This window comes from Alicyclobacillus sp. SO9 (genome assembly GCF_016406125.1).
In the GTDB taxonomy this organism is placed as follows: Bacteria; Bacillota; Bacilli; order Alicyclobacillales; family Alicyclobacillaceae; genus SO9.
In genome coordinates this window covers 1,212,213-1,236,084 of the sequence record NZ_CP066339.1, presented here as the reverse complement: position 1 = coordinate 1,236,084, position 23,872 = coordinate 1,212,213, and the positions used below count along the sequence as shown (strand labels likewise).

Genomic DNA, 23,872 nt, shown 5'->3' with positions numbered 1-23,872 from the left:
CTCATTCGAAAATACACGAGTAAGTCACAGCATAAAAGAAGGTACAAGAGGAGTAAAGTCACATTGGTCATTCTAGCACCACACTGGTAAAATATCTGTTAGTCACATTATTGACATAAAGAAGCTGTGGAAAGGTGAGCCTGAATGGGACAAGCAATGGCATGGATTAATGAAGCGTTTATTATCTCCAGTGCAATTGTCATGGCGTTTGGCTGGAGAATGATTCGCCAAGGCAAGAAAGAGGTACACAAGCGACTGATGTTGACAGCCTCTGTCTTGGCAGCACTATTTTTTATTACTTATGTATTGAAGACAGTCATTTTTGGAGACACCATGTTTGGCGGCCCCACGTCCATTGAGCCAGCCTATCAAGGATTTTTGCAGGTTCATTCGGTGCTTGCAACCGTCATTGCCATTCTCGGTATTATTACACTCCGATTTGCATTTAAAGGGGTTTTCCACAAACATCGCAAAATTGCGCTGTGGACCGTAAACGGCTGGTTTATCACCGCAGCCACCGGATTAGTTGTGTTCCTGTTGCTGTATGTAGTGTATCCGCCTGGACCAACAACCAACGTACTGCACGCTTGGCTGGGCTAAGCATGTTGTGCTGAAGCTTTGTTGTGCAAACTTGCTTGGCGTACGCCTCACGGCTGGCTGCTCACGTGAACTTGGGCTTGCCAGCCGGGGGTGCAACTGATACGGAGAGAACTGTCGAACGGATCGCGAAACATTTTCACATTCATATGAAACACCTCCGCTACCGCTTCCGGTTTCAGCACTTCTTCAGTTTTTCCTTGTGCATAGACGGCTCCGTGATTTAGCAGTGTCATATGCGAACAGTACTGAGCTGCCAGTTCCAAGTGATGTATTGCCAAGACAACCAAGTATCCTTCACTGGCCAGTTGACGCAACAGCTGTAGAATTTCAACTTGATAATACAAATCCAAATTTGAAATGGGCTCATCCAATACCAGCACTTCTGTCTCCTGAGCAAGACACCTGGCAATGGCTGCTCGCTGACGTTCCCCTCCAGAGAGCTGTCCCAGAGGTGTATGTACCAGTTCATCGAGATTCAACCGATGGATGGCTTGATTGACAGCCTGTTTCGATGAGATATTGAAACCTCCCCACGGACTTTGGTGAGCGTACCGGCCCATCTCCACGAACTCCCTCACCGTAAAGAGCACATCAACCGGCACCTGTTGCGGCAAATAAGCTAACCTGCGCGCCCGCTCTTTTGCATTGAGCTTCCCCAATAAATCACCATCCAACCATACCCGCCCGCTGTCAGGGCGTTCCACACCGGACACCAGCTTCAAAAGTGTTGATTTGCCTGCACCGTTGGGACCGATTACACCCATTAATTGCCCAGGCTCCCACACCGCTGAGATATCCTTTAGGGCGGTCCGAAAGTCAAGCGCTTCGATTCTAAGGGTACTCATATTTTTCGCCCCTGTCCGCCAAATTGTCTTCGCAATAAATACAGAAAAAACGGTGCACCTAAACAGGACGTAATAATGCCCACATTCAATTCTTGAGGCAGCACAATCGTTCGTGCAATGACATCAGACAACACCAGAAGCACTGCACCGCCAATGGCTGAGGCGGCAATTAAGACGCGGTGTACAGGACCCATCCAAATCCGAATCAAATGTGGCACAATCAATCCGACAAAGCCAATGACGCCGCTGACACTGACACACGCAGCCACTACGAACGCCGCGGTAATCAAGACAATTTGCTTAATACTTTGCAAGGGAACTCCAACACCTTCCGCCTGCTCCTCCCCGATGGACAAGATGTCCAGGGCACGGGCTTGGGTTAGATACACCACAAGCCCGACACCGGAAAAGACCGTAATCATCAGTGCATGGCCCCACGTACTTCCGTCAAGTCCCCCCATGAGCCAGAACAGGATGGCCTGCATGGTCTGTAATGGAGAAAGTGACAGAGCCAATGTGACCAAGGCACTGGACAGCGAACTGACAGCAACTCCCGATAAGAGCAATGAATGCACCGCTGTACGCCCGGCAATGGTCCCTAATCGGTAAATCAGGAAAACAGCAACAAGTCCGGTAACGAAAGCGCCTGCCGGCGTCCACCACTGGCTGCGGGAAGCCAATCCCAGGCTGATAACCACGACCGCGCCGAGGGAGGCGCCGCCAGAAACACCGATAATAGCGGGATCGGCCATTGGATTGCGAAACACCGCCTGCAATGCGGCTCCGGTACTCGCAAGCCCGGCTCCAACCATCGCTGCCACCACAAGGCGCGGCCAACGGATGGCTCCCATGACTACCGCGTCAGATGTGCGCTGACCGCTGAAGTATGCCCACGAATCCATTACGGCTTTTCCCACTGAAATATGCATGGGACCCAAATCCAGTTCGAGAAATGCAGCCACAACCAGGGCGGCAGATAAAACAGTTATCCCAACGCCGGCATGAAGTCGTTTCATTTTGTCAATTTGGGAATGTTGGCCTTAGGGTGCAAATCCTTGGCAATATCCCTGACTCCTCTCGGAAAGTATTGTGACAGGCTGTTTAAGTCTGCAGGGGGAACTGCGTAAATGCGTCTGTTCTTGACAAAATTGACGTCTTGCAGGGCCTTGTCATGAAGCAGTTTCTGTTTGTATCCCTTGTCTGTGCTGGAAATAATCATGACATCCGGATTCCACTTGACAATCTGTTCATCCGTCACTTTTTTCCAACCCGTGACACCTGCGGCTGCGTTGACCCCCCCTGCGTCTCTAATCATGTCGTTCACAGTCGTTTGACTGCCTGCGGCGTCCCCGTAAGAACTGTCGCTGATAACTGTCGGCTTTTTCATGCCCTTGACCGCATTCCCAATCTGCTTCAACTGCTGATTCATTGTCTTGATGAGTTGGTTAGCCTTTGCCGGTTTGTCAACTAGTTTTCCCATTATTTTAATATTTTTCTCAATAGCCTTTTGAGAGTTAAAACTCGCGAACTCATAGGTCGGGATTCCTGCCTGTTTCAACTGTTGAACAACACCTGACTGTGTGTACGAGGCAGCCAAAACCAGATCCGGATGCGCCGCAATAATCTGCTCAGAGTTCGCTTGATTAATCTTCGGTATCCCTTTCACAAAGCTCACAATATTGGATTGATTCGGATCCGCTGAAAACTTTGTCACCATCGCAATCTCACTCTTTGGAACCAGTCCGGACAAGATGGTGTCTGTACCCAAAGTTATGGAGGCAATGTGCTTGGGGGCCTTTTTAATGGTAATCGTGTGGCCCGCCTGGTCTTTCACAGTCAAGGGAAATTGGGTCTGTGCTTGCGGGGTCTGTCCCGCCTGTCCGGTTGCAGTTCCAGTTGAGTTTGTCGCAGTCTGGTTTCCCGTACTGACTTTGCTGTGACTAGCAGCTTGATTTACGGTTCCGCACCCCGCAACCAACAGGGCCGTTCCAAGAGAAGCCGAAATAACTGCTGCCGTTTTTCTGTTCATGAAAAAACCTCCCACGTATTTGTTCGAGACACAAAAGCTCTGAACAATGATTTCCGTGGCTTCGAAGAAGAACGCGGACGGTCAGGCAATCCGCACTCTTCCCCCTTCATAAGGAAAACCCTGCCATCACGGCAGGGTTGTGGTCGGTAGTTGGTATGTACCTCTGGCCACTCACCTTTTCCTCGAAGGCTTAAGCACACGCTGGCCTCTAGGCAGGTCTCCTGGCTCACAGCCACTCTAGTTGGCGCCTTCCCATTTCCCTTCGGAAACAGTGGCAGCCATGAGTATTGGCTGTTTACAGTGGCGGGACCGCGCCGGATTTACACCGGCTTCCCTATTCTCCCCTGACACGATGAAACGCTCGATGCAAAAAACCTTCACACCTAACAGTTGTTCATCCATTGGGGCACCCAAAGGCAACAAATTGTGATTTTATCGTATGCCAGGACCAGAGCCTTGTCAATGCTTCCACTGAAGCGAGGTTTCTGGATTTGCTACAAGACGTCCATAATACTTCATCGCTTGGAAGTTGTGAATCTCTCTGCAGATGTGCTTCATCATCTGCAGAACCTGACGTTCATGGGTTGGATCCGGGCTCCAGTAGTAAATGTCCATACGGAATACTTCTCCGTCATTGTCCCAGCGCGTATATTCAATGTTACTGGCAAGGCGAAAACCATTCTTTTCGTAAAACCGAATTCGTTTGCCGGTATCTGCGTTCTCCTCGTCCTCCGGCTCGACTTCTGCTATGAGTAACTTGCCTTTGGACTGAAAATCTCCTATGACCTGCCCGCCAATGCCGCGGCCTCTCGTACCTGGGTAAACGAGTAAGTAATCCAAAAATATAAAATCTGGATATTCCGCATACATCACCAAGTAATCTTCTGTTTCGCGTTTGCGATAGGCCGGCACGTGCTCCAGTAATGCCTCCATCTGGTTTACGTCTTTTAGCTCATGCTCTGGAAAGTAATCTGTCAGCTTCTCGTACCAGTCCATCCGTACCCCTCCTCGCGGTCGTCGGCCTTGTGAACACATCCACGACAGAACAGCAGCGTGCGTGTGGCCCTTCGAGGAACACACTCGTTCACAAGCCAAGCTCGAATTGGAGTTAGTTTCTGCTCTCACAAGCAGACTTATAAAGGCAATTTACTCCTGTTATCCGGCGTGTCTTCCAATTGCTTTCGCCATTTCTCAAGCCACGCCCGTTTTCGGATCTTGTCTGGAAACAAGCCCCTTGGACCAAGTTCGCTGAGCATGAAATGAAATGCCTCCAGGTGGTCTCCCAGCACCAGTCGTTCCCAAGGTTTGCCGTGTCTCTTCCCGTGCAACTCCCGCTGAAAGCGATTTTTGGACATCACATTGACTGGATGTACTGCTGCAACTTGAAACCCGGCCAGGATGGCCTTCACCTGTGCCAAAGGGGGAACTGCCAAGCTGTGTGCACCAATTGCTTCAATGACTTCCCTGTGCATTGCGTGAGGAACAGCGGTCATAGATGCGGCACCCAGGTCTTCTCGTTCCAGCGCCAGATTGAGAAACCTTCTGACCACAGTCACAGTTCCTGCTTGTTGACGAGTGGACATCACTTCGTCCAAATCATTTAACGCCACATCGGCTCGATCCATAGCGTGCACAAACTCCCGCAAGATTTGCGGCCCGAGAACAATGTCTCCATCAAGAAACAAATAACGTTGCGCTTGCCGCGTCAAATAGCCAACACCTCTGCCTACATCATGTCCCAGCGGCTCACCAATGCAAACCAGAGATGCGCCGTGGGCATTTGCAATCTTCCGACTTCTGTCAGTGGTCCCGTTACACACCACATGGATGTCATTCAGTCCGCTTTGCTTCACGTTTTGTATGACCTTACCAATCGTTTGTTCTTCGTTGTATACCGGAATCACGGCAAGGTTCAGCACTTCGCTGTGCGGCACAATGCCGCGTCTTACGGCCAGTCCTCTGCCTGCAGTCCATGGCTGAAACTGCGTTAACTCGGAGGGATCCGCAGTGATGTCCTCCTGAGGCGGTCTAGGCGGTCCATCCGGACTCACCCCAACGGTATCTGCCTCCACTTCCAAAACATCTCGCTTCCGGTCCAAATCTGTATAACCTGCCCGTGCGCCCCGCTGTTCCGTCAACAGTGAAATGGCTTCAAGACAATCGCCTACAATGAGACGGGACACTGATTTATCTTTAGGTCTTTTCCGTACCGGGTTTTTCGCGCCTACCGGGACTAAGTGGACTGCACTGACGCGGAGTCCTGCCATGTGCGCCTGAACTTGTGCCACAGGCGGCACTGAAAAAGCCTTCCAACCCAATTGTTCAACGGCCCTGCGGCTAAGCGCGTGCGGCACCGCAGTCAGGCTGCTGGCGTTCAGGTCGTCTCTGTCCGTGAGAATATTCACAGCTCGTTTTGCAACAGCTGTCATGTGAGAATAGTGCTTCATCCCGGGCATTGGATACCTGTTCAAGGCGATATCAACCCCGCCGTCTACAGCTTGCACATAGGGTTCCAAATCTGCAGGAGAAAACAGCATGTCGCCGTCTATGACGACGCATACATCACCCGTCGCTACAGATAAGCCGATGGCACGGCCAACATCGTGGCCGAGGCTCTCTGTAAATTCAATTAGTCGTGCCCCCGTTTCTCTTACAACCGCAGCCGTTCTGTCTGTGCATCCATTGGCTACGACCACAATTTCCGGTTTTCTCGGCCATCTTTCCAGCTTCCGTATCAGTCGGCCGATTGTCTTCTCCTCATTGTAGGCGGGAATTACCACGCTTAGCTGAGTGCTCACTGTCTCACCCCTTACCAGCCGGACCACGACCGCAGCCAGTCTGTCGCCTGCGCAAACCGAGCCGTGTCTGGATGATGGTCAAAGCTTCCTCGCTGAACCGTTGTTCTTTCAACCCTTCGCATGATATGCCGTCTCTTCTGCGGAAATGAAAAGAACCCAAAAATCAATTGCCTTTCCGGCTGAAGCAAAGGTTTGACTTCTTCATAACCAGCAAGAAGCCAACCCATGGCGTCTGTGTTACAATCTGCCGTCCGAATTAAAGCCGTGGCAAGTTCTGAGTAGGAACAGCCGGGTTGCACGCGATGCCAATTGACGAGGACCACCTTGCCTCCAGCAACAATCACGTTTGTATCACTGAGGGCTGAATGTGTCAGAACTGGGTTCATGACTGCATTGACAAATATCTGGTGCGTCCTGGAATTGCGTACAAGTTCACGACCCTCGTCACTCATTAATGACAGAGCCCGGACTTCATTGGCACTGTTCAGCTTGCGTCCAGCAGGATTCGGCACCTGGTGCAGGCGCGCAAGATTTCTACCCAGTTCCTGATAGTTTTCGGCTGTACGGACTAATGAAATTGCAGTTCCGTCCACCCAGTCTGCAACAATATATTTTTTCGAGCCGAAGACAGTGACAAACCGCTCGGCTGGTGTCTTGTGGTAGCGAGGCATCGCTGTATAACTGCAGGTATAGAGCTGTTGGAGCCTGTGTTCCAAACTCAGCAGTCCCACTTGTTGCTTGGGAATCTCCTTCAGGAAAACATCTCCTGCAGTGGTGTGTATGCGATACGCAGTACAGTCAGGGCGATTGGACGTTACAGGGCAAACCGCGGTCCCAACAAGTCCATATCGTTCCAGCACAGGCCTCATTCTCTCCAATTCGGTATGATGCAGTGCCTCCATGTGGCTGAGACCTCCTTTTCCTCATCCTATGTTCTACGCCAACGAGGCTTGATGTGTTCCAGGATTTACTCATACGGTGCAGCATGTTTTTCGGTACGCAGCAACCTAGGACACCTTAGGAGATTTGTCAATTTAGTGAAAGTTTCCCTTGTGCAACAACGTTTCAGACGATACTCAGCTGCAGTGCCATCAATCTTGAAAGACTGACAAACCGCACTGCAAAAGGTTTTTCAACAACATGCGCACGAGGACAACCGATAAATACTCACTCAATATGGCAGCCAAATACTGTATAAAAGTCTACTTACCTTTGTCAAGGTACTGTGTCAAATAAATTCAACTTGTGCTACAATAGACGCGAGGTGGATGTGTATGGTAGAACATCAGCTCTGTCCAAAGTTTGAAGCTGCGTTTCAGCTATTAGGAAAGCGTTGGACTGGTCTCATCATACGGGTCCTCTTGGATGGTCCGAAGCGGTTTAAGGACATCTCAGAGATGATACCGAACATGAGTGACCGCATGCTTGCAGAACGTTTCAAGGAACTGGAGGCGGCCGAAATACTAGTACGCCGCGTCTATCCCGAGACGCCCGTCCGAATCGAGTATGAATTGACAGAAAAGGGCCGTGCTCTGGAATCTGTCATGAATGCCGTGCAGGGTTGGGCTGACGACTGGATTCTGCCGGAGAAGGTAGTCCAACAGCAGGTGTAATGCAGTAAAATCAAAATTTTTCTTGGTTTTCGCATTGTTAGTGCGAAAGTAAACGTATGTAAGTAGCATATTGCCAGAATGCACGCGTATGATGTAGCGCTGATATATTTTCTCAGCGTTCCATCCGATTCTGTCGGTTGGTTCAACTCGACGGAAAGACGGTGGTCAGTTTGCGTTCTGGCTTTTTTGCGTTGTCAGCCCTATGTTGCCTCCTCCTGTCCGGCTGTGCAAGCCCCCTATTGGGTACAAGTGTAAGCACTCATGAAACCACAAGTCCACCAGTACACACCGCAAATCAAACCGGAGCAGCGAAAACTCTCTCTCCCTCATCGAGCAAGACGTCCAAACAGAGCCAACGATTGAGGAAGCAACCGTCCGTATCAGTCACAATCAGTACGCAGAAGAGCCCACAAGACACGGCGTCATCGAACACACCACACAAACAGCCGCCACCAGTGTCTTATCCCAGTCTGCAGACAGGCAGTAAAGGCAGTGCAGTTCTTCGTCTGCAGCAACTCCTTGCAAGTTTGGGATACATGCCAGTCACCTGGTCGCCAAAGCACAAGCAAAAACTGACGAGCAAGCTTGAACTTACAGATTTCAAATCTCCCCCTCAAGGTGTGTGGAAATGGCGCAGCCACAGTGTGCAAACGCATCTGTCGCATTTTTTTAACAAGGAGGCGTACAGTGTCATCACCCAAGGTGCCGTAATGTCTTTTGAAGCCGATCACAATTTAAAAACGGACGGCATTGCGGGTCCAGAGGTATGGAAAACGCTCATTTCAGCGTCACTCAAGCATGAGCAAGCTCACTACAGATATGCCTACGTCTACGTAACCAAACATCGCCCGGAGCGACTGACCCTCTGGTACAATGGCAAAGTTGTAGAAACTTCCCTTGCCAATACAGGTATTTCGCAGAGTCCTACTCAGGATGGCACGTGGCCTGTGTACCTGCGTTACAGGTCGCAAACCATGCAAGGGACAAATCCGAACGGAAGTCACTACAAGGATAAGGGTGTACCATACGTAAACTATTTTCACGGCGGAGATGCAGTCCATGGATTCATCAGGTCATCATATGGCTTCCCGCAGAGCCTCGGCTGCGTTGAACTCCCCATATCTAAGGCAAAAATATCCTGGAATTACATTCACTACGGAACCCTTGTCACAGTTGCCGGATAAAGCGCTGCCAAGAAGCTTTTCTAATCCTTGATGTGCAGTATGGTATGCAGTTTGCTACAAGTCTTGTATGCTGTTGTGCTACCATAATTGTAGAAGAGCACAGGGTATATACTCGAGAGCGCGCTTAGCACGCGGCATACCATGAGAGTTAGAGGAGGAAAAGTCCAACCATGCAGCAACGACAACTCGGTTCCAGTGAATTATGGGTCAGTGAAATGGGACTGGGTTGCATGTCTCTAGGCAATGACCAGCAAAAAGCGGTCAATTTGATTCATGCAGCCCTCGATGCGGGTGTTAATTTTTTGGATACTGCCGATTTATATCAGCAGGGGTTAAATGAGGAATTTGTAGGAACGGCAATTAGAGACAAGCGTAAGCAGGTTGTCATTGCGACAAAGGTTGGAAACCGATTTGTCAAAGGACAACCGGGCTGGAATTGGAATCCCTCTAAGGCATACATTTTGTCCGAAGTCAAGGAAAGCCTGCGAAGACTGCAGACAGACTACATTGATTTATACCAACTGCACGGCGGTACAATTGAGGACCCAATTGACGAGATTATTGAGGCCTTCGAACAACTGCAGCAAGAGGGATTGATTCGAGCGTACGGCATCTCGTCGATTCGGCCCAATGTTATCCGTCAGTATGTTGAGAGAGCCAATATTCAGAGCGTCATGATGCAATATAGTATGCTTGACCGCCGCCCGGAAAAGTCAATTCTCTCCCTGCTTCAAAAGCATCAGATCAGCGCGATTGGCCGCGGACCGTTAGCTCAGGGACTTCTCGCAGACAGAGGAATTGAAAGAATCAGCGAAAGCGGATATCTTACGTACTCCGCACAGGAATTACATCAGATACTGAGTAAACTCCAGGAAGTGTCCGATGCGCTGTCACGTCCACCAACAGAAATTGCTCTCAAGTACCCGCTTGCACACTCTGTAGTTGCAACGATTGTTCCCGGAGCAAGCAAAATGGAACAATTGCAAAAAAACATTTTGTCGGCGCAGACAGACTCGCTGACGGATTCTGAAATCGAACAAATTCAAGCCGTCAGCCGGGCAATTGTCTACCAATCCCACCGTTAAATACACAGTGCCAAATTCATGACACACTGCACAAGGGGCGCCTAATGAGACCCCGCGACACCACCTTGGTTCGTGTTACACGCCAGCTCACAAGGCCTATATTAATCGGCCTTTATAAACTTCTCCACTTCATGAAGCGACGGAATGGACGTTTGGGCACCTTGCTTTGCAACGGTAAGAGCTGCGGCCGCAGTTGCATAACGAAGAGCTGCCCCTATGTCGCTGTCGGCGCGGCTGGCTAACGCACCAATGAAAGTATCTCCTGCCGCCGTGGTATCCACTGCCTTGACTGGAAATGACGGAGTCTGTACTTCCGTCCCTATCTGATTAAGGTATAAGGAACCACTTGCACCCAGGGTCACAACCGCTGCACTGACACCATACTCAATGAATACCTGCGCAGCCTGCCTTGCGTCTGCAACCGAATGTACAGGCTTCCCGGTTAGCATACTTGCTTCTGATTCATTCACAATGAGAGTATCGATCCACGGGTACACTTCTTGCGGCAATTCCATTGCTGGAGCCGGGTTTAAATACACCTTGACGTTGTAACGGTGCGCAAACTCCATGGCAAACCGAGTAGTATCCCAGGGAATTTCATTCTGCAGGAGTAAAATATCCGCGTCCTGCAGCGTACTTCGGGCATGTTTTACATCTTCAACTTCTAAGCGTCCGTTTGCCCCAGCCGACAGAATGATACTGTTTTCGCCTGCTTCACTCACCGTAATAAAGGCAAGCCCGGAAGTTCCATTCTTCACTTGAATTTCTGCTGTATGAATCCCATATTCCGCTAAGCCGCCCAGCAAATCCTGTCCGAAGCCGTCACTGCCGACAGCACCCAGCATCGTTACCTGTGCACCTGATTTCGCTGCAGCCACCGCTTGGTTAGCTCCCTTGCCGCCGGCACTGTATGCAGTAGCAATGCCATGAACGGTTTCACCTATCTGCGGGTGATGTTTTACCTGATTGACCACATCCATGTTTATACTGCCAACCACCACAATTTTCATCATCTTTCCCCTTCTATTCGCCTTATCGACACAAGTCCCTTGCAGGATATCACTTTTGCTTTGACGAATACAGACTACTACAGACTTCGCTGTACGATGCAGAATTTATCCAACCGGGTTGGTTTCGCCAATTTGGGCTGGGAATTCGGCTGGTTTTTATACATTTTAATCGATTTTCGTCCGGTGAATGAGCAATAGCAGGAGATGGTGATATTGAACACAAAACCTTCATCCACTGATATCACAGATGCCTTACGTCGACTTGAGGAACTTGAATGGTTTGAACAATGCCTCATTGTTACGACAGAGGCTCCCACCGTTTTGAGTATGCTGTCTCAGATTCGCGAATTGATGCTTCAGAAATTCTCCTACGATCGCATGGGCATCATGTCAGCATCACTCGATCCGAGATATTGCGTAATCCACGAACTGGTTACCAAGGACACTATGCAAGCTTGTCCACCGGGATCGCTGATGATTATTAAGAATACAGGACTCGAGTGGGTTTTCAATCACAAGGCCCCTCACTACTCTCCGAACATTACCAATGAGCCAGAATTTCTTGAGGATGAAGAGCTTGCCCAAATCGGCCTGCGAAGTATCATTCGTGTCCCTCTGGTGTTTAACTCAAAGGTATTTGGCGTGATGACATTAAAGAGTTGCAAGGAAAACGCATATACCCCTGAGCAGGTGAGTTTGCTGCATCGTCTGGGGCAAAGGATTGCAGCAGGAATCCACGCGCTGAAGCTGATTCAGGACTTGCGGGAACTGTCTCATCGTGACGCACTAACACGCGCTTACAACCGCTATTTTCTAAACGAACTTCAGGCTGCAGACAACCCTGTAGAATACCTGGAGCGGACTACCCACCTGGAATTCCCTTACTCACAAAATGTTGCGGCACTGTTCATCGATGTATGCAACTTTAAGGAATACAACGATACCCACGGGCACTTGGAAGGGGACAAACGCATTCAAGAATTGTCAGCATCACTGACTGATATTGTTGGTGATGAAGGGATTGTCATTCGATTCGGCGGAGACGAATTCCTGATTCTCTTACCCGGAGGCAACCGACAGGCATTGATGCAAGTTGAACAGAGACTGCGCCAGGGATTTAGGACAAACAGTTATGAACAAACCTTAGAAGTCAGCATCGGAACTGCAACAGGAAAGTGGTCTGGCCTCACGACTATCGTAGAGGCTGCAGATAAGCGTATGTACAAGGACAAGGACAGGGAAAAGGATAGGGAAAACGACAAAGAAAAGAACGCTGCGACATCACAAGTGTAAAGCCCACATGTAAATTCATATTCAGTTCACACTAGTGCTGTATCATGCCCGGATAGAGATGTACAGGACACGTCTGCAACCGTTGCTGCCGCGTGTTAGAAAGGATGCTGAAGGGACATGACAACTGTGCTGATTGTAGATGACGATTCACACATCCGTGAATTGGTAGGCGTCTACCTGCAACGCAGTGGATTTACAATTTTAGAAGCTTGTGACGGCACGCAAGCGCTCCAGACACTTGAAGAACACAAGGTCCATCTTGTCGTACTCGACATCATGATGCCAAGTATTGACGGCTTTGAAGTCTGTGCAGAAATTCGCCGTACCTCCCTCCTCCCCATTCTCATGTTGACTGCGAAGGGCGATACCACGCAGAAAGTAAAAGGACTTCATCTTGGTGCCGACGATTATTTGGTCAAACCGTTTGATCCGGACGAATTAGTTGCACGCATCCAGGCTTTGCTTCGCCGTTATCAAATTGCCACAGAACAAATCATCGAGATTGGAAAACTGCACTTAGATAATCGAGCTCATTCAATCCTCTTCAACGGTACAGCCGTCACGCTCCCCCGCAAGGAATTTGATTTGCTATTTAAACTTGCAAGTTATCCAGGTCAAACCCTTTCTCGTGACACGTTAATCGAAGACATATGGGGGTACGACTTTGAAGGAGACGAGCGGACGGTGGACGTTCATGTCAAGCGACTCAGAGACAAGTTCCCAGAGCAATTGTGCGCCTTTAAAATTCGTACCATTCGCGGACTTGGCTATCGCTTGGAGGTCACGTCATGACTCGTCACACCTGGTCTAAGCCGGCGGCTCATGTTCCCGAGGGGCCGCTTCAAAAACCAAAACTCCGCAATCAAAAGCTTCTAAACATATGGAGGCTTACTTCCCGAATTGGCCTTGGTTTGACTATGTTCTTCGGTTTTTTCAGCCTTTCCTACTGGCTGTGTCAAGTTATCTATAAATGGGCAGACTTTCACCCCGGCGGTTTTCTCAATCAGATGATTATCGTTGCAGGCGCTCTCATCCTCGCAATTCTTGGCGGAGCCATCACTAGCCGGGTGGCTGTCCCAAAGCAACGCGCGATGTGGCAACCGCTGTTTAATGCATTTCGGCAAATCGCCAAAGGGAACTTTGACGTTCACCTGGACGCCGATATGATTAAAGAGCCGGGGGGTGACAGACATCCGTTCCGAAGGCTTGTATACAGCATTAATGATATGGCGCAAGAACTGTCCAAATTGGAACAAATGCGCCAGGAATTCATCTCAAATGTCTCTCATGAGATTCAGTCACCGCTCACATCTATGGCGGGGTTTGCGGCCACACTCAAAAGCGGCGGCATTACAGTGGACCAGCAAAAGCGTTATCTCGATATCATTGAGACAGAAAGCAAGCGTCTCTCTCGACTTAGCGACAACCTGCTCAAACTCACCTCCCTTGAGTCCGGACACCACCCATTCCACCCGGAAACCTATCGTCTTGACCGGCAACTGCGGGAGGTTGTGCTGGCTTGTGAACCCATGTGGGTGGAGAAGCAAATTCAAATTGATGTAGGCGCCGAACACCTATCGATTGTTGCAGACAAAGACTTACTGAGCCAGGTTTGGTTAAATCTGGTGGTCAATGCTATTAAGTTTACTCGACCAGGGGGCAGTATTGTCATTCGTGCAAAGGCCGACTCCGAGGAAGTAACTGTCAACGTCACAGATACAGGCGTAGGCATGACACAGGAGGACGCAAGCCGTATCTTCGAACGCTTTTTTAAAGCAGACAAAGCCCACAGCCACCGCGCATTGGGAAGCGGTTTGGGGCTCTCCATCGCCAAAAAAATCATAGACCTGCACGACGGTTATGTTCAGGTTGAGACCGAGTTTGGAACGGGATCGACATTTACTGTGACACTGCCTGTATTGTCTCCCAAGACACCCTCCAAAGGTTAACCTTGTGTCCAATCAGACTTCAAGTTGACCGATGCATGGATACACAAATCCTTTGATTAGGAGGGCCATCTGTGTTTCTGTCTTTTCAAAATGAAGCCATTGCTCACGACGAATGTAATCCCTGATAGCACCATTTCAAGGTTGTTGAACAATTGATTCCAAGCCAACGTCGCATTTACAAACTTACCTGCTCCTGGAGCTGCCAAGTAGGTCATGTATCCACTGGAATTAATCCAAATTAACTCATTGGCATACACACTCACCAGAACGATTGAAAAGAATAAAACATACAGGTTTTAAAGCTCTCCTCTACGTCTTACCAAACTGAGGAGAGCTGGGGAAAGTTTAGCCACTGACGATTACAGAACTTGTGACTTGGGACGGTTATTACGTACGGCGCATATAGGCACGTACCGTCAACGGTGCAAACACAGCCACAACAATGGCCGCACCAAGCAGTGAAATGAGCAAGTCGCTCCCCACCGTTCCGGTGTTGACAAGAGTACGCACTGCCGTGACCAGATGCGAAATGGGATTCACTTTGACAAACCACTGCAGCCAGTTTGGCATGGTTTTCACGGGAACGAATGCGTTGGACAGGAATGTCAACGGAAACAACACAATCATGGAGATGCCTTGGACGCTGGATGCGGTGCGGGCAATGACACCGAAGAAGGCAAAAATCCAGCTTATCGCCCAGGAACAGACAACCACCAGAATGCCAGCCACAACCACGTGTCCAAATCCGGCAGCAGGCCGATAACCCATCAGATAGCCCATAGTAAATGTCAGCGTCGTTGCAATGGCATAGCGAACCGTATCGGCTAACAATGCCCCCGCCAGCGGTGCGATGCGGGCAATGGGCAGGGACTTGAATCTGTCAAAGACCCCTTTGTCCATGTCCTCTCTTAATTGCACTCCGGTTACAATGGACGTTGTGATCACCGTCTGGACCAGAATGCCGGGGATAATCACGGGCAAGTAGCTCTTCACGTCTCCGGAAATCGCTCCGCCAAAAATGTAGGTAAACATGACGGTAAAAATGATGGGCTGCAATGTGACATCAAACAATTGCTCTGGTGTCCGACGAATCTTCAACAAACCCCGGTAGGCCATTGTGAACGAGTTCCGGAGACTTTGACCCAGACTCGTATGGTTTTTCAATTTGCGCTTTGCACCTGGCGTAATCGTGAGACTGCTCATCCCCGTACTGCCTCCTTTTTGTTTTCTGCTGTCTGCGACTCCATGGCGTGGGTTGCCATTGCATCCGACGCCCCAGCCTGTGTTTCGACGCCATGTCCCGTAATCGCCAAGAACACTTCGTCAAGGGTCGGTTTTTGCACGCTGAACTCTGTCAAGTGAATCCCGGACTGGCGCAAAGCGACGAGCAGGTCCGTCACTCGGTCGGCATCTCTCAAAGGAGCCGTGAGTTTTCCGCTTTCCGGCGACTCCGTTGCCTGCACCTTCAGCACTCGGTTGACAATGTCCCTTGCTGTATTCATCTGATGTGTATCTTGCAGGCGCAACTGCAACGCTGCCGTGCCAGCAGTCTCCTTGAGTTCATCCACAGTTCCTTCCGCGACCACCCGGCCGCTGTCAATGACTGCGATGCGGTCTGCGAGTTGATCGGCTTCATCCAGGTACTGCGTTGTTAACAACACGGTCGATCCCGTTTTCACCAACCTCCGAATGGTCCCCCACATCTGTGCACGCGTTCTTGGATCGAGGCCCGTCGTCGGCTCGTCAAGGAAAATCAGCGGCGGCTGTGCAATCAAGCTTGCAGCGAGATCGAGACGGCGGCGCATTCCGCCTGAAAACTTCTTCAACGGACGTTTAGCAGCTTCCGTCAATCCGAATTCCTCCAGCAAATCATTAGCCTTGCGCCGTGCCTCACTTCGACTTAATCCCAGCAAGCGTGAGAAGAGTATCAGATTTTCTGTCGCACTCAGAGTTTCATCCACGGACGCATACTGTCCCGTGACACCAATCAACTGGCGAACAATCTGCGGCTCCTTCGTAACATCGTGGCCAAACACCCGCGCAGTACCTGCATCAGGTCGAAGCAATGTGGCCAACATGCGAATTGTCGTTGTCTTCCCTGCTCCATTTGGACCCAGCACGCCGTAAATCGTACCGGTTGGAACCTTCAGGTGAACCCCATCCACTGCACGGTTCTGGCCAAAGATTTTTACAAGCCCTTCTGCCTCCACTGCCCACTCGCTCGTCGTGCGAGAAACGCCGTTCGTTTGGGAGGCCTTCATTTGGGAGGCCTTCGTTTGGGAGGCCTTCATTTGGGAGGCCTTCATTTGGGACGCCTTTGTTTGGGACACCCCTCTCTCACGGTGTGTTCCATTTGTAGAAGAAGATGCTGTGCCGCTGAACGACGAGTTTGTTTGTGACGTTTTGTTTGATGTTTTGTTTGATGTTCCGTTCATAGAAAATGACGTTGTACCGATATGAGTACTCGGCGACGTCGTATCTGCCTGATTTGATGACTCATTCATTGCAATACCTCCTGTAGTCTGATTGGGTACAAGAAAACAATAAAGGACCTTTGTGAACTGAACATGAACAATGGTCTCCACTCGTAAGCAGCGGCGCTGGCATCACGAAAACCCCTGAAACATATAGGTAATATAGGAATATTTGTATATTTGTGGTCATGGGCGGATTTTCACCAATAATGTGTCTTAGAGTAAAAGAAGATTGATTCCGACCCTGACACTCTGTACAATTATTTACTGACGAGCACAGGTTAGGAGTTAGGTTTCATGGAGCTTCCATCTAAGAATCAAAAAGAACGTTATGTACGCGAGATGTTTAATGGAATTGCGCGACGATACGACGTCATGAATACACTGATGAGTTTTGGCAGGGACAAAGCCTGGCGGAAGTTTGCTATGCGCCGTGCTCGAATTCAAAACGGCATGAACGTACTTGATGTGTGCTGTGGTACGGCAGAATTTACTCTTGAAATTGCCGGCACGGTCGGTCCGAGCGGCCATGTCACAGGTCTTGACTTTTCAGAGGAAATGTTGGCTGTAGGTGAGCAAAAAGTCAAAGTTTCCGACATGAATAAGCAGATTGAACTCATTCAAGGCAACGCAATGGCATTGCCTTTTCCTGATAACTCGTTTGATGCTGCCACCGTTGGTTGGGGTTTGCGTAATGTTCCAGACATCGACAAGACACTTCAAGAGATGCGCCGAGTGGTGAAACCAGGCGGCTGGGTTGTGTCCGTCGACATGGCGAAACCCACTGCGCCTGTTTTCAAACAGGTATACTGGCTGTACTTCAATTGGCTTGTCCCTCTCATGGGGAAAATCACAGCCAAGCGAAAGAGTGCCTATCAGTATCTGCACGATTCATCCAAAGAATTTGATTCACAACAGCAACTGACGCAACGCTTTGCCAGTAACGGCCTCGCAAGGACCGCGTTTCACAACCTTATGGGTGGTGTTGTAGCTGTAGTGGAGGGACAAAAGGAAGATTAGAAGGGCATTAACGAGCATACATGAGGGGGCTGCCGGGGGGCTGTCCGGGGGACTGCTGGGACCGGCCGGGGGGCTGCCGGGGAATAAGCGCTTGTGAAGAGCCTATTCCGCTTCCCATTACCACGAGGTGGCGAATAAGCTCGTGAAAAGCGCTTATTCGGCATTTTCGAGCGTAAAACCGGCGAAAATGAACTTATAAGCCTCTCAGAAGCGCCTATTTTGCAGGCCCACCTCCAATGAACCATAATAAGCACTTCACGGATCTCTATTTTCCTCGGCATCCGACTTCTCTCGGAACTTAGAGATCCCATCGATCACTATTGACCCAAGTCTCTGAATTTAGTGATCCCGTTGATCACTATCCCTCTTCACCCTGAGCTTAACGATCCAATTGATCACTATTCCAACTCTCCTGCCGCTACGGAGGGCCAGTAGTGATCTTTTCCGACACTATGACCTTTCTCTGTCTCCGGGTAGTGATCTTTGCGATCACTATATCAGCTCCCTTTGACCGATAGTGATCATTGCGATCCCTATCGGCCCCGCCTACCTTCGACCTACCTCCCGCACCAACATCCGTTATTTTACAGTTGTTAGTGTAAGCTAGGATTCCATAGATGATAGACTCCCTTCACTGCAACCTTATACGTCCCTGCTTTTGAATTGCGCACTGTCCTCCCCAGCCTTCACGATCCATTAAAATGTGACCTCTTTAACAAAATCCATTTTTCACCATTGCACGATTTTCACGGTATACGCAACGCCCATGCCGGGCGCACAAAAAGAGGGTTAGCCGAATCATCGGCCAACCCTCGCATCCTGCTAGCATCTTGTATGTCACTAACTTTTTTCCATTCGATTCCATTCGATTCCATTCAATTCCATTCGATTCCATGCCATCCCCGCCATCGAATGCATCCCACCACGGGATGGCGGAGGCAAATTGCCTATGCTTTTGCTGGGGCCTCAAGCCAATCATTGACACTCGAACCTTCAAGAAACTTTTCAACATCCATGGCAGCTTTACATCCGCTTCCGGCAGCCGTAATGGCTTGGCGATAGTGAGAATCCATAACGTCTCCGCAAGCAAAGACACCTTCTACATTGGTCGCTGTTGATACGCCGCGAGTTTTGATATACCCCACTTTATCGACATCAATCTGGCCGTTTAAGAAAGCGGTATTCGGACGATGACCAATGGCCACAAACAGGCCCGTAGTCTCCACATCCTTAATTTCACCGGTTTCGTTGTCTTTTACAGACAAAGCATTGACCTTGTTTCCGTCGGATTTAACCTCGACGGGAGTCACATTCAAGAGCCATTTGATTTTCGGATTTTCACGGGCCCTGTCCTGCATAATCTGCGAGGCACGAAGTTCGTTTCTCCGATGGACAATCGTGACCTCCGAAGCAAACTTCGTTAAAAATGTGGCCTCCTCCATGGCAGAGTCTCCTCCGCCGACAACAATAATATTTTTGTTTCGGAAGAAAAATCCGTCACATGTAGCACAGGTTGAAACGCCTCGGCCAATGTTGTCAGATTCACCTGGTATTCCAAGCAGTTTAGCTGAAGCCCCCGTGGAGATGATCAAACTGTCCGATAGATACTCATCTTTTTCGTTAACAGTGACTTTAAATGGACGTTCGCTCATGTCAACGCCTGATACCCAGCCCATGACGAACTTTGCACCAAATTTCTTGGCCTGTTCACGCATGCTGTCCATTAGCTCAGGACCCATGATGCCATCTGGGAAACCAGGAAAGTTCTCCACCTCGGTAGTCAGAGTCAATTGGCCGCCTGGTTCATTTCCTTCTATAACCAGCGGTTCTAAATTTGCACGAGCGGCATAGATGGCCGCTGTAAGGCCGGCTGGACCGGTTCCTAGAATCATCACTCGTTGTTTTTCCATATCAAATTACCTCTCTTCTGGTTTAGACTGACGTGTTCCATAACGCAACTGCGCAGTCAACCAATCCCCTATCCAATATGATGCTGAGAAACCATGTAATTGTCAAATATCCTGGTACCTAAATCAGGCATTTCAATGTTATGATAAGTACAGTTACCCAAATCGGAGGATAGTCGTTATCCTTCCCGCACAGCATACGAATTACCCAAGATTAGACCAAATTCACCAGTCGCAATTCGCCCAAATGAATGTACAGAGGGAAACCGAGTAAAATAAGGTTCAATGTAAATTTTATGACAAGCTTTTCAAGTGCTGTTAGTTCCCGTGAGTTACTGTTGGTTCGCGGTTAAATTCAATCCTGAATGACCCAAAATGAGTAACTCAAAATGGTTTGTCGTCTACCTATTATAATAACTCTGTCAATAGAATCTAGGCTTCATTATGTGGCGCTGTAACACTCTCTTTTCGCAAAGCACATCCAAAGATTAGAACGGATTAGAAAGGAAGAATATCTGTAGTGAAATGGAGACCTTCACGACGGAAGCGGCAGTCTCTACGTAAACAGGCAAGTTCACATCAAACCGGAGGGAAGAATCAGAAGCGTACGCACATTGGGCGCCTAAACATTGTGTACGGTTTAGTGTTTCTGTCCTTTGGCTCTCTCATTCTGCGTTTGGGCTATCTTCAGGTATCACAGGGTCCCAAGTTTCGCAGCGATGCAATGACGACGGCCATTCAGCGCTTGCCCGTGCTGCCTGCCAGAGGAAGGATATATGATGCGGAAGGCCATCTTTTGGCATACGATAAGCCCAGTTACGGCCTTACGTACACGCGAATGAAGGGAGTCAATCAGCATCCCGCGCGCATAGCAGAAATGCTCGCTAAAGTGTTTAAGGAGCCCAGTTCGAAAATATATAATGACTTAGTCAATAAGAACAAAAACTACCGAACCATTAACCTCTTTAAGAAAATAACAAACAAACAAATGAGTTTTATAGCAGAAAACCAAGGAGATATGCCAGGTCTCCTAATCACGCAATCTTATACACGGACTTATCCAAACGGAGATCTGGCCGGTCACGTCTTAGGATACGTGGGTCCGATTCAGAAAGCTGACCAGAAAGAGTACGTCAAGAAGCTAAAATACCTCCAAAGCCAAATTGTAGGAGACACAGGCATTGAGGGGTATTATGAGTCATACCTTCAGGGCCAACGTGGATACAAGGTCCTGCAAGTCAGTACCAACGGTTCTGCAGCCGCCAACGTGGGTTATACACCGCCAACTTCCGGGAATAACTTGCAGCTCACCTTGGATGGACATGTGCAAGCTGTAGCTCAGCAGGACATTCAACACGCTGTTGCCACTTCAAAGCACAGAAGTTCCATCAATGATGTCGGTGCGGTCATGCTTAATGTTAAAACGGGTGGTGTATTATCCCTTGTCAGCTATCCTTACTACGATCCAAATTGGTTTGAGAACGGAGAATTCTCAAAACACCGCAACTACATGTTATCGTCGCATGCATCAATTAACTATGCAATTAGTCAGCCTCAGTACCCAGGGTCGACAGTGAAGCCGGCGAATTTGATTATCGGATTGGAGCATGGAGCCATCACGCCGTACACTGGATATCCAGTTCCGTACTGGCTTCAGATTACACCGGGCCCGAGCGGTAGGAAACACGACGACATGAATCACGGATATGTCAACGACGTAACAGCCATTGCAGTGTCATCGGACGTCTTTTTCTATAAACTTGCTCTAAGGGTCGGTCAGTGGTTTGGCTCGTCAGCTACCCATCCGGGAAGTCCGCCTGCTGGCATGTCTGCAACAAAGTGGAGTAGAACAGCAGCAGTAAAAGGATTAATTGACTTGTTTGGCGGAGAAGAACGTTTTGGCTTGGGCGTCTTAACCCATATAGACTTACCAGGCGAACAGCTTGGTAACTTCTATACGATTGATGCTGCAGCTCTTGGTAATGCGTATCCGTTCGATCTAAAAAAAGCGGAGGCTGCTTATAAGAGAAATCATCAATATGTCACCCAGGACCAGTACACGGAAGTCATTAAAGGAAAAAACGGCAAGAACCACACAGTGACAAGAAAGGCCACCAGATTTATCAGCCCAATCGGCATTGCGCTCTCCGGTATTGGTCAAGAGCAGCAATTTACTCCAATTGAATTGGGCCAATATGTGGCCACCATCGCGAACAATGGCACGAAGATTCAGCCGCACCTGCTGGACAAGGTACTCCAGCCAGGGCTTACGCCGGTAGGACAAGACCAGGTCTACAAGCAATTTAAACCGAGCGAGACAAACCTGCACATTAAGCCTCAATACTTGAAACTGGCGCAGCAGGGCATGTACGGTGTAACCCACGATCCGCTGGGCACTGGTTATTACGTGTTTCACAATACGCCGTATGACGCTGCAGGCAAAACGGGGACTGCAGACATTGTGCTCAACGGTCACAAGACTACGGATTCCGTGTTCATTGCCTATGCGCCTTACAATAATCCGCAGGTTGCCGTTGCCGTAATGGTGCCTGGAGGAGGATATGGTGCCACAACTGCGGCACCCATCGCAAAAGACATGCTGGATGCCTACTTTAAAGAACACCACGAATTCTTTAAAAAGAGTCAGTGGACAAATACGGATATTCCGAAGAACTGGAAACAAACGAAGGCTTACACGATTCCGGAGAACGCAAAGTAACCATTTTTGGAACAACCGTGCACAGCCGTAACTGCACGCACCTTCAATCACATGAGACTGAGCACATGCGTTTCACGGACAGCAAGCTCAGCTTAACGACAAAGAGGGGACGGATAAACTCGAGAGCGAGTATTGTCGTCCCCTTTTACGTGACTTTTTGTTATTCTGTGTATAGAAGCAGTTCGCAGCGTCATCTGCGTCGATGGTGGTCCTCAGCTGTATTGTATTCTAGAATGGACCTAGTGAATAAAGCGCTCAATCCGTTGATAGACTTCCTCTGGAGATAGTCCGTCCGCCGTTACGACGGGTACGTCGGCCAACTTATCCTCCATACCCATGATATTTTCGTCTCCGCCTGTGAGAACAATTGCGGCGGCGTCACCGACGTTGGAGCTGCCAGTGGCCATGTCTATGACTTGACAGCCTTTCTGCTCTAAATATGCTTTTACGGGATGTAATCCCTGTTCAACTGCGACTCGTTTCATACCTCGTTCCTCCCTTGGACTGTCATACACTGTTTCAAGTTAACCGGAACGAACCTGAATTATGCACTCATAGAAGGAGGTTCCTGCGTTGCAAGCCAGCACATTTAAGGATTCGTTAACCCAGCTTGCCAAGGAGTTTACGGTTTCAGATATCATCACTCCGTCTACGAAACTCATATTCATTCTCGAATCTCCTCATGTTCAGGAATTGAAGTACGGTGCCCCCGTCTCCGGGTCCTCCGGGAGTACAATGACGAAGCACTTGTTTGGAGATGAATATGCAAAGTTCCCTTTGGGGCGACTGATAAGACAGAATGTCGATCACGAAGTTCACCGTCCCCGCCTCGACGCCCTCGGCCTTGTTAATGTATGTAATGTACCTATGCAGGCTGCTGCCTACGGCAGCTCTCCACTACGTCAAATTCACGCAGATGCAATCCGTACTCTGGAGTTCATTCGCTCCAACAACCAACGAGACAGCTACTCCGATGAGCAGTGCAATCATGGACAAGCCTTATTGGTAGAGAGTCTGCGGCGAAAGTTGCTGAAACAAACAGATGCATCCCTTGTCGTCGTACCATGCGGCCGGTTCGCACAGAAGTTCTTTCGACTGGCCAATGTAACCAGTCCTCATTGGAAAGTCATTCACGGCATACCCCATCCCTCGTACAACTCTTGGGACAGAGCGCGGTATCAGGAGCCTGTTTCTGAATTGAAATCGGTATTCCAAACCTTGTAACATCCTCCCTCCACATACTGCTCCCTCCACATACTGCCTTCTGCGCAGGCGATATGACGGACGACTCCAATGCTGTGGACCTGCAAGGTATAGAGCAGCCCTTCTTGGCTCATTCTAGATGA

General features: G+C 49.3%; 21 protein-coding genes and 1 riboswitch. Of the genes, 10 read left to right on the top strand and 11 right to left on the bottom strand.

All coding sequences use genetic code 11. The features are described from left to right. Nucleotides 1–144: 144 nt before the first annotated feature. Nucleotides 145–600, top strand: coding sequence for a DUF420 domain-containing protein (locus GI364_RS05490; protein ID WP_198852684.1), 456 nt, complete (start codon nucleotides 145–147; stop codon nucleotides 598–600). A 47-nt stretch (nucleotides 601–647) separates the two neighbouring features. Here the strand turns inward: GI364_RS05490 and GI364_RS05485 are convergent, their stop codons facing one another. The 6 genes from GI364_RS05485 to GI364_RS05460 form a co-directional block, all read right to left on the bottom strand. Next, on the bottom strand, nucleotides 648–1,445 hold the full coding sequence (locus GI364_RS05485; protein WP_198852683.1) for an ABC transporter ATP-binding protein: 798 nt from the start codon (nucleotides 1,443–1,445) through the stop codon (nucleotides 648–650). Beyond that, a complete protein-coding gene (locus GI364_RS05480; protein ID WP_198852682.1) occupies nucleotides 1,442–2,461 on the bottom strand; it encodes a FecCD family ABC transporter permease in 1,020 nt (339 codons plus the stop codon). The genes GI364_RS05485 and GI364_RS05480 overlap by 4 nt, the downstream gene beginning before the upstream one ends. Next, nucleotides 2,458–3,474 (bottom strand): ABC transporter substrate-binding protein, encoded by a 1,017-nt coding sequence (locus GI364_RS05475; RefSeq protein ID WP_198852681.1) that lies wholly within the window; start codon nucleotides 3,472–3,474, stop codon nucleotides 2,458–2,460. Before GI364_RS05475 ends, GI364_RS05480 begins: the two co-directional genes overlap by 4 nt. A gap of 193 nt (nucleotides 3,475–3,667) precedes the next feature. After that, nucleotides 3,668–3,868, bottom strand: a riboswitch (cobalamin riboswitch). A 65-nt stretch (nucleotides 3,869–3,933) separates the two neighbouring features. After that, on the bottom strand, nucleotides 3,934–4,470 hold the full coding sequence (locus GI364_RS05470; protein ID WP_198852680.1) for an N-acetyltransferase: 537 nt from the start codon (nucleotides 4,468–4,470) through the stop codon (nucleotides 3,934–3,936). 137 nt (nucleotides 4,471–4,607) lie between these two features. Further along, on the bottom strand, nucleotides 4,608–6,272 hold the full coding sequence (locus tag GI364_RS05465) for a glycosyltransferase (RefSeq protein ID WP_198852679.1): 1,665 nt from the start codon (nucleotides 6,270–6,272) through the stop codon (nucleotides 4,608–4,610). An 11-nt stretch (nucleotides 6,273–6,283) separates the two neighbouring features. Next, nucleotides 6,284–7,174: a phosphotransferase gene (locus GI364_RS05460; protein ID WP_198852678.1), complete on the bottom strand. Its 891-nt coding sequence runs from the start codon at nucleotides 7,172–7,174 to the stop codon at nucleotides 6,284–6,286. 372 nt (nucleotides 7,175–7,546) lie between these two features. On the opposite strand from GI364_RS05460, the gene GI364_RS05455 reads away from it, so the two are divergent. From GI364_RS05455 to GI364_RS05445, 3 genes are all read left to right on the top strand, one after another. Then, a complete protein-coding gene (locus tag GI364_RS05455; protein ID WP_198852677.1) occupies nucleotides 7,547–7,885 on the top strand; it encodes a winged helix-turn-helix transcriptional regulator in 339 nt (112 codons plus the stop codon). A gap of 359 nt (nucleotides 7,886–8,244) precedes the next feature. Beyond that, nucleotides 8,245–9,069 carry a L,D-transpeptidase family protein gene (locus GI364_RS05450; protein WP_198852676.1) on the top strand — a complete coding sequence of 275 codons (825 nt, stop codon included), beginning with the start codon at nucleotides 8,245–8,247 and terminating at the stop codon, nucleotides 9,067–9,069. 170 nt (nucleotides 9,070–9,239) lie between these two features. Further along, nucleotides 9,240–10,154, top strand: coding sequence for an aldo/keto reductase (locus GI364_RS05445; protein WP_198852675.1), 915 nt, complete (start codon nucleotides 9,240–9,242; stop codon nucleotides 10,152–10,154). Between the two features lie 101 nt (nucleotides 10,155–10,255). On the opposite strand, the gene rbsK is transcribed toward GI364_RS05445, so the two are convergent. Continuing rightward, on the bottom strand, nucleotides 10,256–11,167 hold the full coding sequence (gene rbsK / locus GI364_RS05440) for a ribokinase (RefSeq protein ID WP_198852674.1): 912 nt from the start codon (nucleotides 11,165–11,167) through the stop codon (nucleotides 10,256–10,258). 210 nt (nucleotides 11,168–11,377) lie between these two features. Between rbsK and GI364_RS05435 the strand changes: the two genes are divergently transcribed. The 3 genes from GI364_RS05435 to GI364_RS05425 all read left to right on the top strand — a co-directional run bounded on the left by GI364_RS05435 (nucleotide 11,378) and on the right by GI364_RS05425 (nucleotide 14,406). After that, a complete protein-coding gene (locus GI364_RS05435) occupies nucleotides 11,378–12,457 on the top strand; it encodes a sensor domain-containing diguanylate cyclase (protein ID WP_198852673.1) in 1,080 nt (359 codons plus the stop codon). A 117-nt stretch (nucleotides 12,458–12,574) separates the two neighbouring features. Next, nucleotides 12,575–13,249 carry a response regulator transcription factor gene (locus GI364_RS05430; RefSeq protein WP_198852672.1) on the top strand — a complete coding sequence of 225 codons (675 nt, stop codon included), beginning with the start codon at nucleotides 12,575–12,577 and terminating at the stop codon, nucleotides 13,247–13,249. Then, nucleotides 13,246–14,406, top strand: a complete 1,161-nt coding sequence (locus GI364_RS05425) for a sensor histidine kinase (protein ID WP_198852671.1) — start codon at nucleotides 13,246–13,248, stop codon at nucleotides 14,404–14,406. Before GI364_RS05430 ends, GI364_RS05425 begins: the two co-directional genes overlap by 4 nt. A 387-nt stretch (nucleotides 14,407–14,793) precedes the next feature. On the opposite strand, the gene GI364_RS05420 is transcribed toward GI364_RS05425, so the two are convergent. After that, nucleotides 14,794–15,609, bottom strand: a complete 816-nt coding sequence (locus tag GI364_RS05420; protein WP_198852670.1) for an ABC transporter permease — start codon at nucleotides 15,607–15,609, stop codon at nucleotides 14,794–14,796. Next, complete coding sequence (locus tag GI364_RS05415; protein ID WP_198853863.1) at nucleotides 15,606–16,667, bottom strand: ATP-binding cassette domain-containing protein; 1,062 nt, start codon at nucleotides 16,665–16,667, stop codon at nucleotides 15,606–15,608. The genes GI364_RS05420 and GI364_RS05415 overlap by 4 nt, the downstream gene beginning before the upstream one ends. Before the next feature lie 510 nt (nucleotides 16,668–17,177). On the opposite strand from GI364_RS05415, the gene GI364_RS05410 reads away from it, so the two are divergent. After that, nucleotides 17,178–17,900 carry a demethylmenaquinone methyltransferase gene (locus tag GI364_RS05410; RefSeq protein WP_198852669.1) on the top strand — a complete coding sequence of 241 codons (723 nt, stop codon included), beginning with the start codon at nucleotides 17,178–17,180 and terminating at the stop codon, nucleotides 17,898–17,900. A 947-nt stretch (nucleotides 17,901–18,847) separates the two neighbouring features. Here the strand turns inward: GI364_RS05410 and trxB are convergent. Next, nucleotides 18,848–19,810 carry a thioredoxin-disulfide reductase gene (gene trxB / locus GI364_RS05405; protein ID WP_198852668.1) on the bottom strand — a complete coding sequence of 321 codons (963 nt, stop codon included), beginning with the start codon at nucleotides 19,808–19,810 and terminating at the stop codon, nucleotides 18,848–18,850. A 517-nt stretch (nucleotides 19,811–20,327) separates the two neighbouring features. Here trxB and GI364_RS05400 point away from each other — a divergent pair. Beyond that, nucleotides 20,328–22,526 carry a peptidoglycan D,D-transpeptidase FtsI family protein gene (locus GI364_RS05400; RefSeq protein ID WP_198852667.1) on the top strand — a complete coding sequence of 733 codons (2,199 nt, stop codon included), beginning with the start codon at nucleotides 20,328–20,330 and terminating at the stop codon, nucleotides 22,524–22,526. A 239-nt stretch (nucleotides 22,527–22,765) separates the two neighbouring features. Here the strand turns inward: GI364_RS05400 and GI364_RS05395 are convergent, their stop codons facing one another. Next, complete coding sequence (locus tag GI364_RS05395; RefSeq protein WP_198852666.1) at nucleotides 22,766–23,011, bottom strand: YkuS family protein; 246 nt, start codon at nucleotides 23,009–23,011, stop codon at nucleotides 22,766–22,768. A gap of 88 nt (nucleotides 23,012–23,099) precedes the next feature. Between GI364_RS05395 and GI364_RS05390 the strand changes: the two genes are divergently transcribed. After that, the gene (locus tag GI364_RS05390) at nucleotides 23,100–23,750 is read left to right on the top strand and encodes a hypothetical protein (protein WP_198852665.1); all 651 of its coding nucleotides are present in this window, start codon (nucleotides 23,100–23,102) and stop codon (nucleotides 23,748–23,750) included. Nucleotides 23,751–23,872 lie beyond the last annotated feature (122 nt).

Coding starts and splice junctions, on each gene's coding strand:
- GI364_RS05415 (WP_198853863.1), bottom strand. CDS start 16,667: ATGAAGGCCTCCCAAACGAACGGCGTTTCTCGCACGACGAGCGAGTGG.
- GI364_RS05490 (WP_198852684.1), top strand. CDS start 145: ATGGGACAAGCAATGGCATGGATTAATGAAGCGTTTATTATCTCCAGT.
- GI364_RS05470 (WP_198852680.1), bottom strand. CDS start 4,470: ATGGACTGGTACGAGAAGCTGACAGATTACTTTCCAGAGCATGAGCTA.
- trxB (WP_198852668.1), bottom strand. CDS start 19,810: ATGGAAAAACAACGAGTGATGATTCTAGGAACCGGTCCAGCCGGCCTT.
- GI364_RS05425 (WP_198852671.1), top strand. CDS start 13,246: ATGACTCGTCACACCTGGTCTAAGCCGGCGGCTCATGTTCCCGAGGGG.
- GI364_RS05460 (WP_198852678.1), bottom strand. CDS start 7,174: ATGGAGGCACTGCATCATACCGAATTGGAGAGAATGAGGCCTGTGCTG.
- GI364_RS05480 (WP_198852682.1), bottom strand. CDS start 2,461: ATGAAACGACTTCATGCCGGCGTTGGGATAACTGTTTTATCTGCCGCC.
- GI364_RS05430 (WP_198852672.1), top strand. CDS start 12,575: ATGACAACTGTGCTGATTGTAGATGACGATTCACACATCCGTGAATTG.
- rbsK (WP_198852674.1), bottom strand. CDS start 11,167: ATGATGAAAATTGTGGTGGTTGGCAGTATAAACATGGATGTGGTCAAT.
- GI364_RS05475 (WP_198852681.1), bottom strand. CDS start 3,474: ATGAACAGAAAAACGGCAGCAGTTATTTCGGCTTCTCTTGGAACGGCC.
- GI364_RS05445 (WP_198852675.1), top strand. CDS start 9,240: ATGCAGCAACGACAACTCGGTTCCAGTGAATTATGGGTCAGTGAAATG.
- GI364_RS05455 (WP_198852677.1), top strand. CDS start 7,547: ATGGTAGAACATCAGCTCTGTCCAAAGTTTGAAGCTGCGTTTCAGCTA.
- GI364_RS05410 (WP_198852669.1), top strand. CDS start 17,178: ATGGAGCTTCCATCTAAGAATCAAAAAGAACGTTATGTACGCGAGATG.
- GI364_RS05420 (WP_198852670.1), bottom strand. CDS start 15,609: ATGAGCAGTCTCACGATTACGCCAGGTGCAAAGCGCAAATTGAAAAAC.
- GI364_RS05395 (WP_198852666.1), bottom strand. CDS start 23,011: ATGAAACGAGTCGCAGTTGAACAGGGATTACATCCCGTAAAAGCATAT.
- GI364_RS05485 (WP_198852683.1), bottom strand. CDS start 1,445: ATGAGTACCCTTAGAATCGAAGCGCTTGACTTTCGGACCGCCCTAAAG.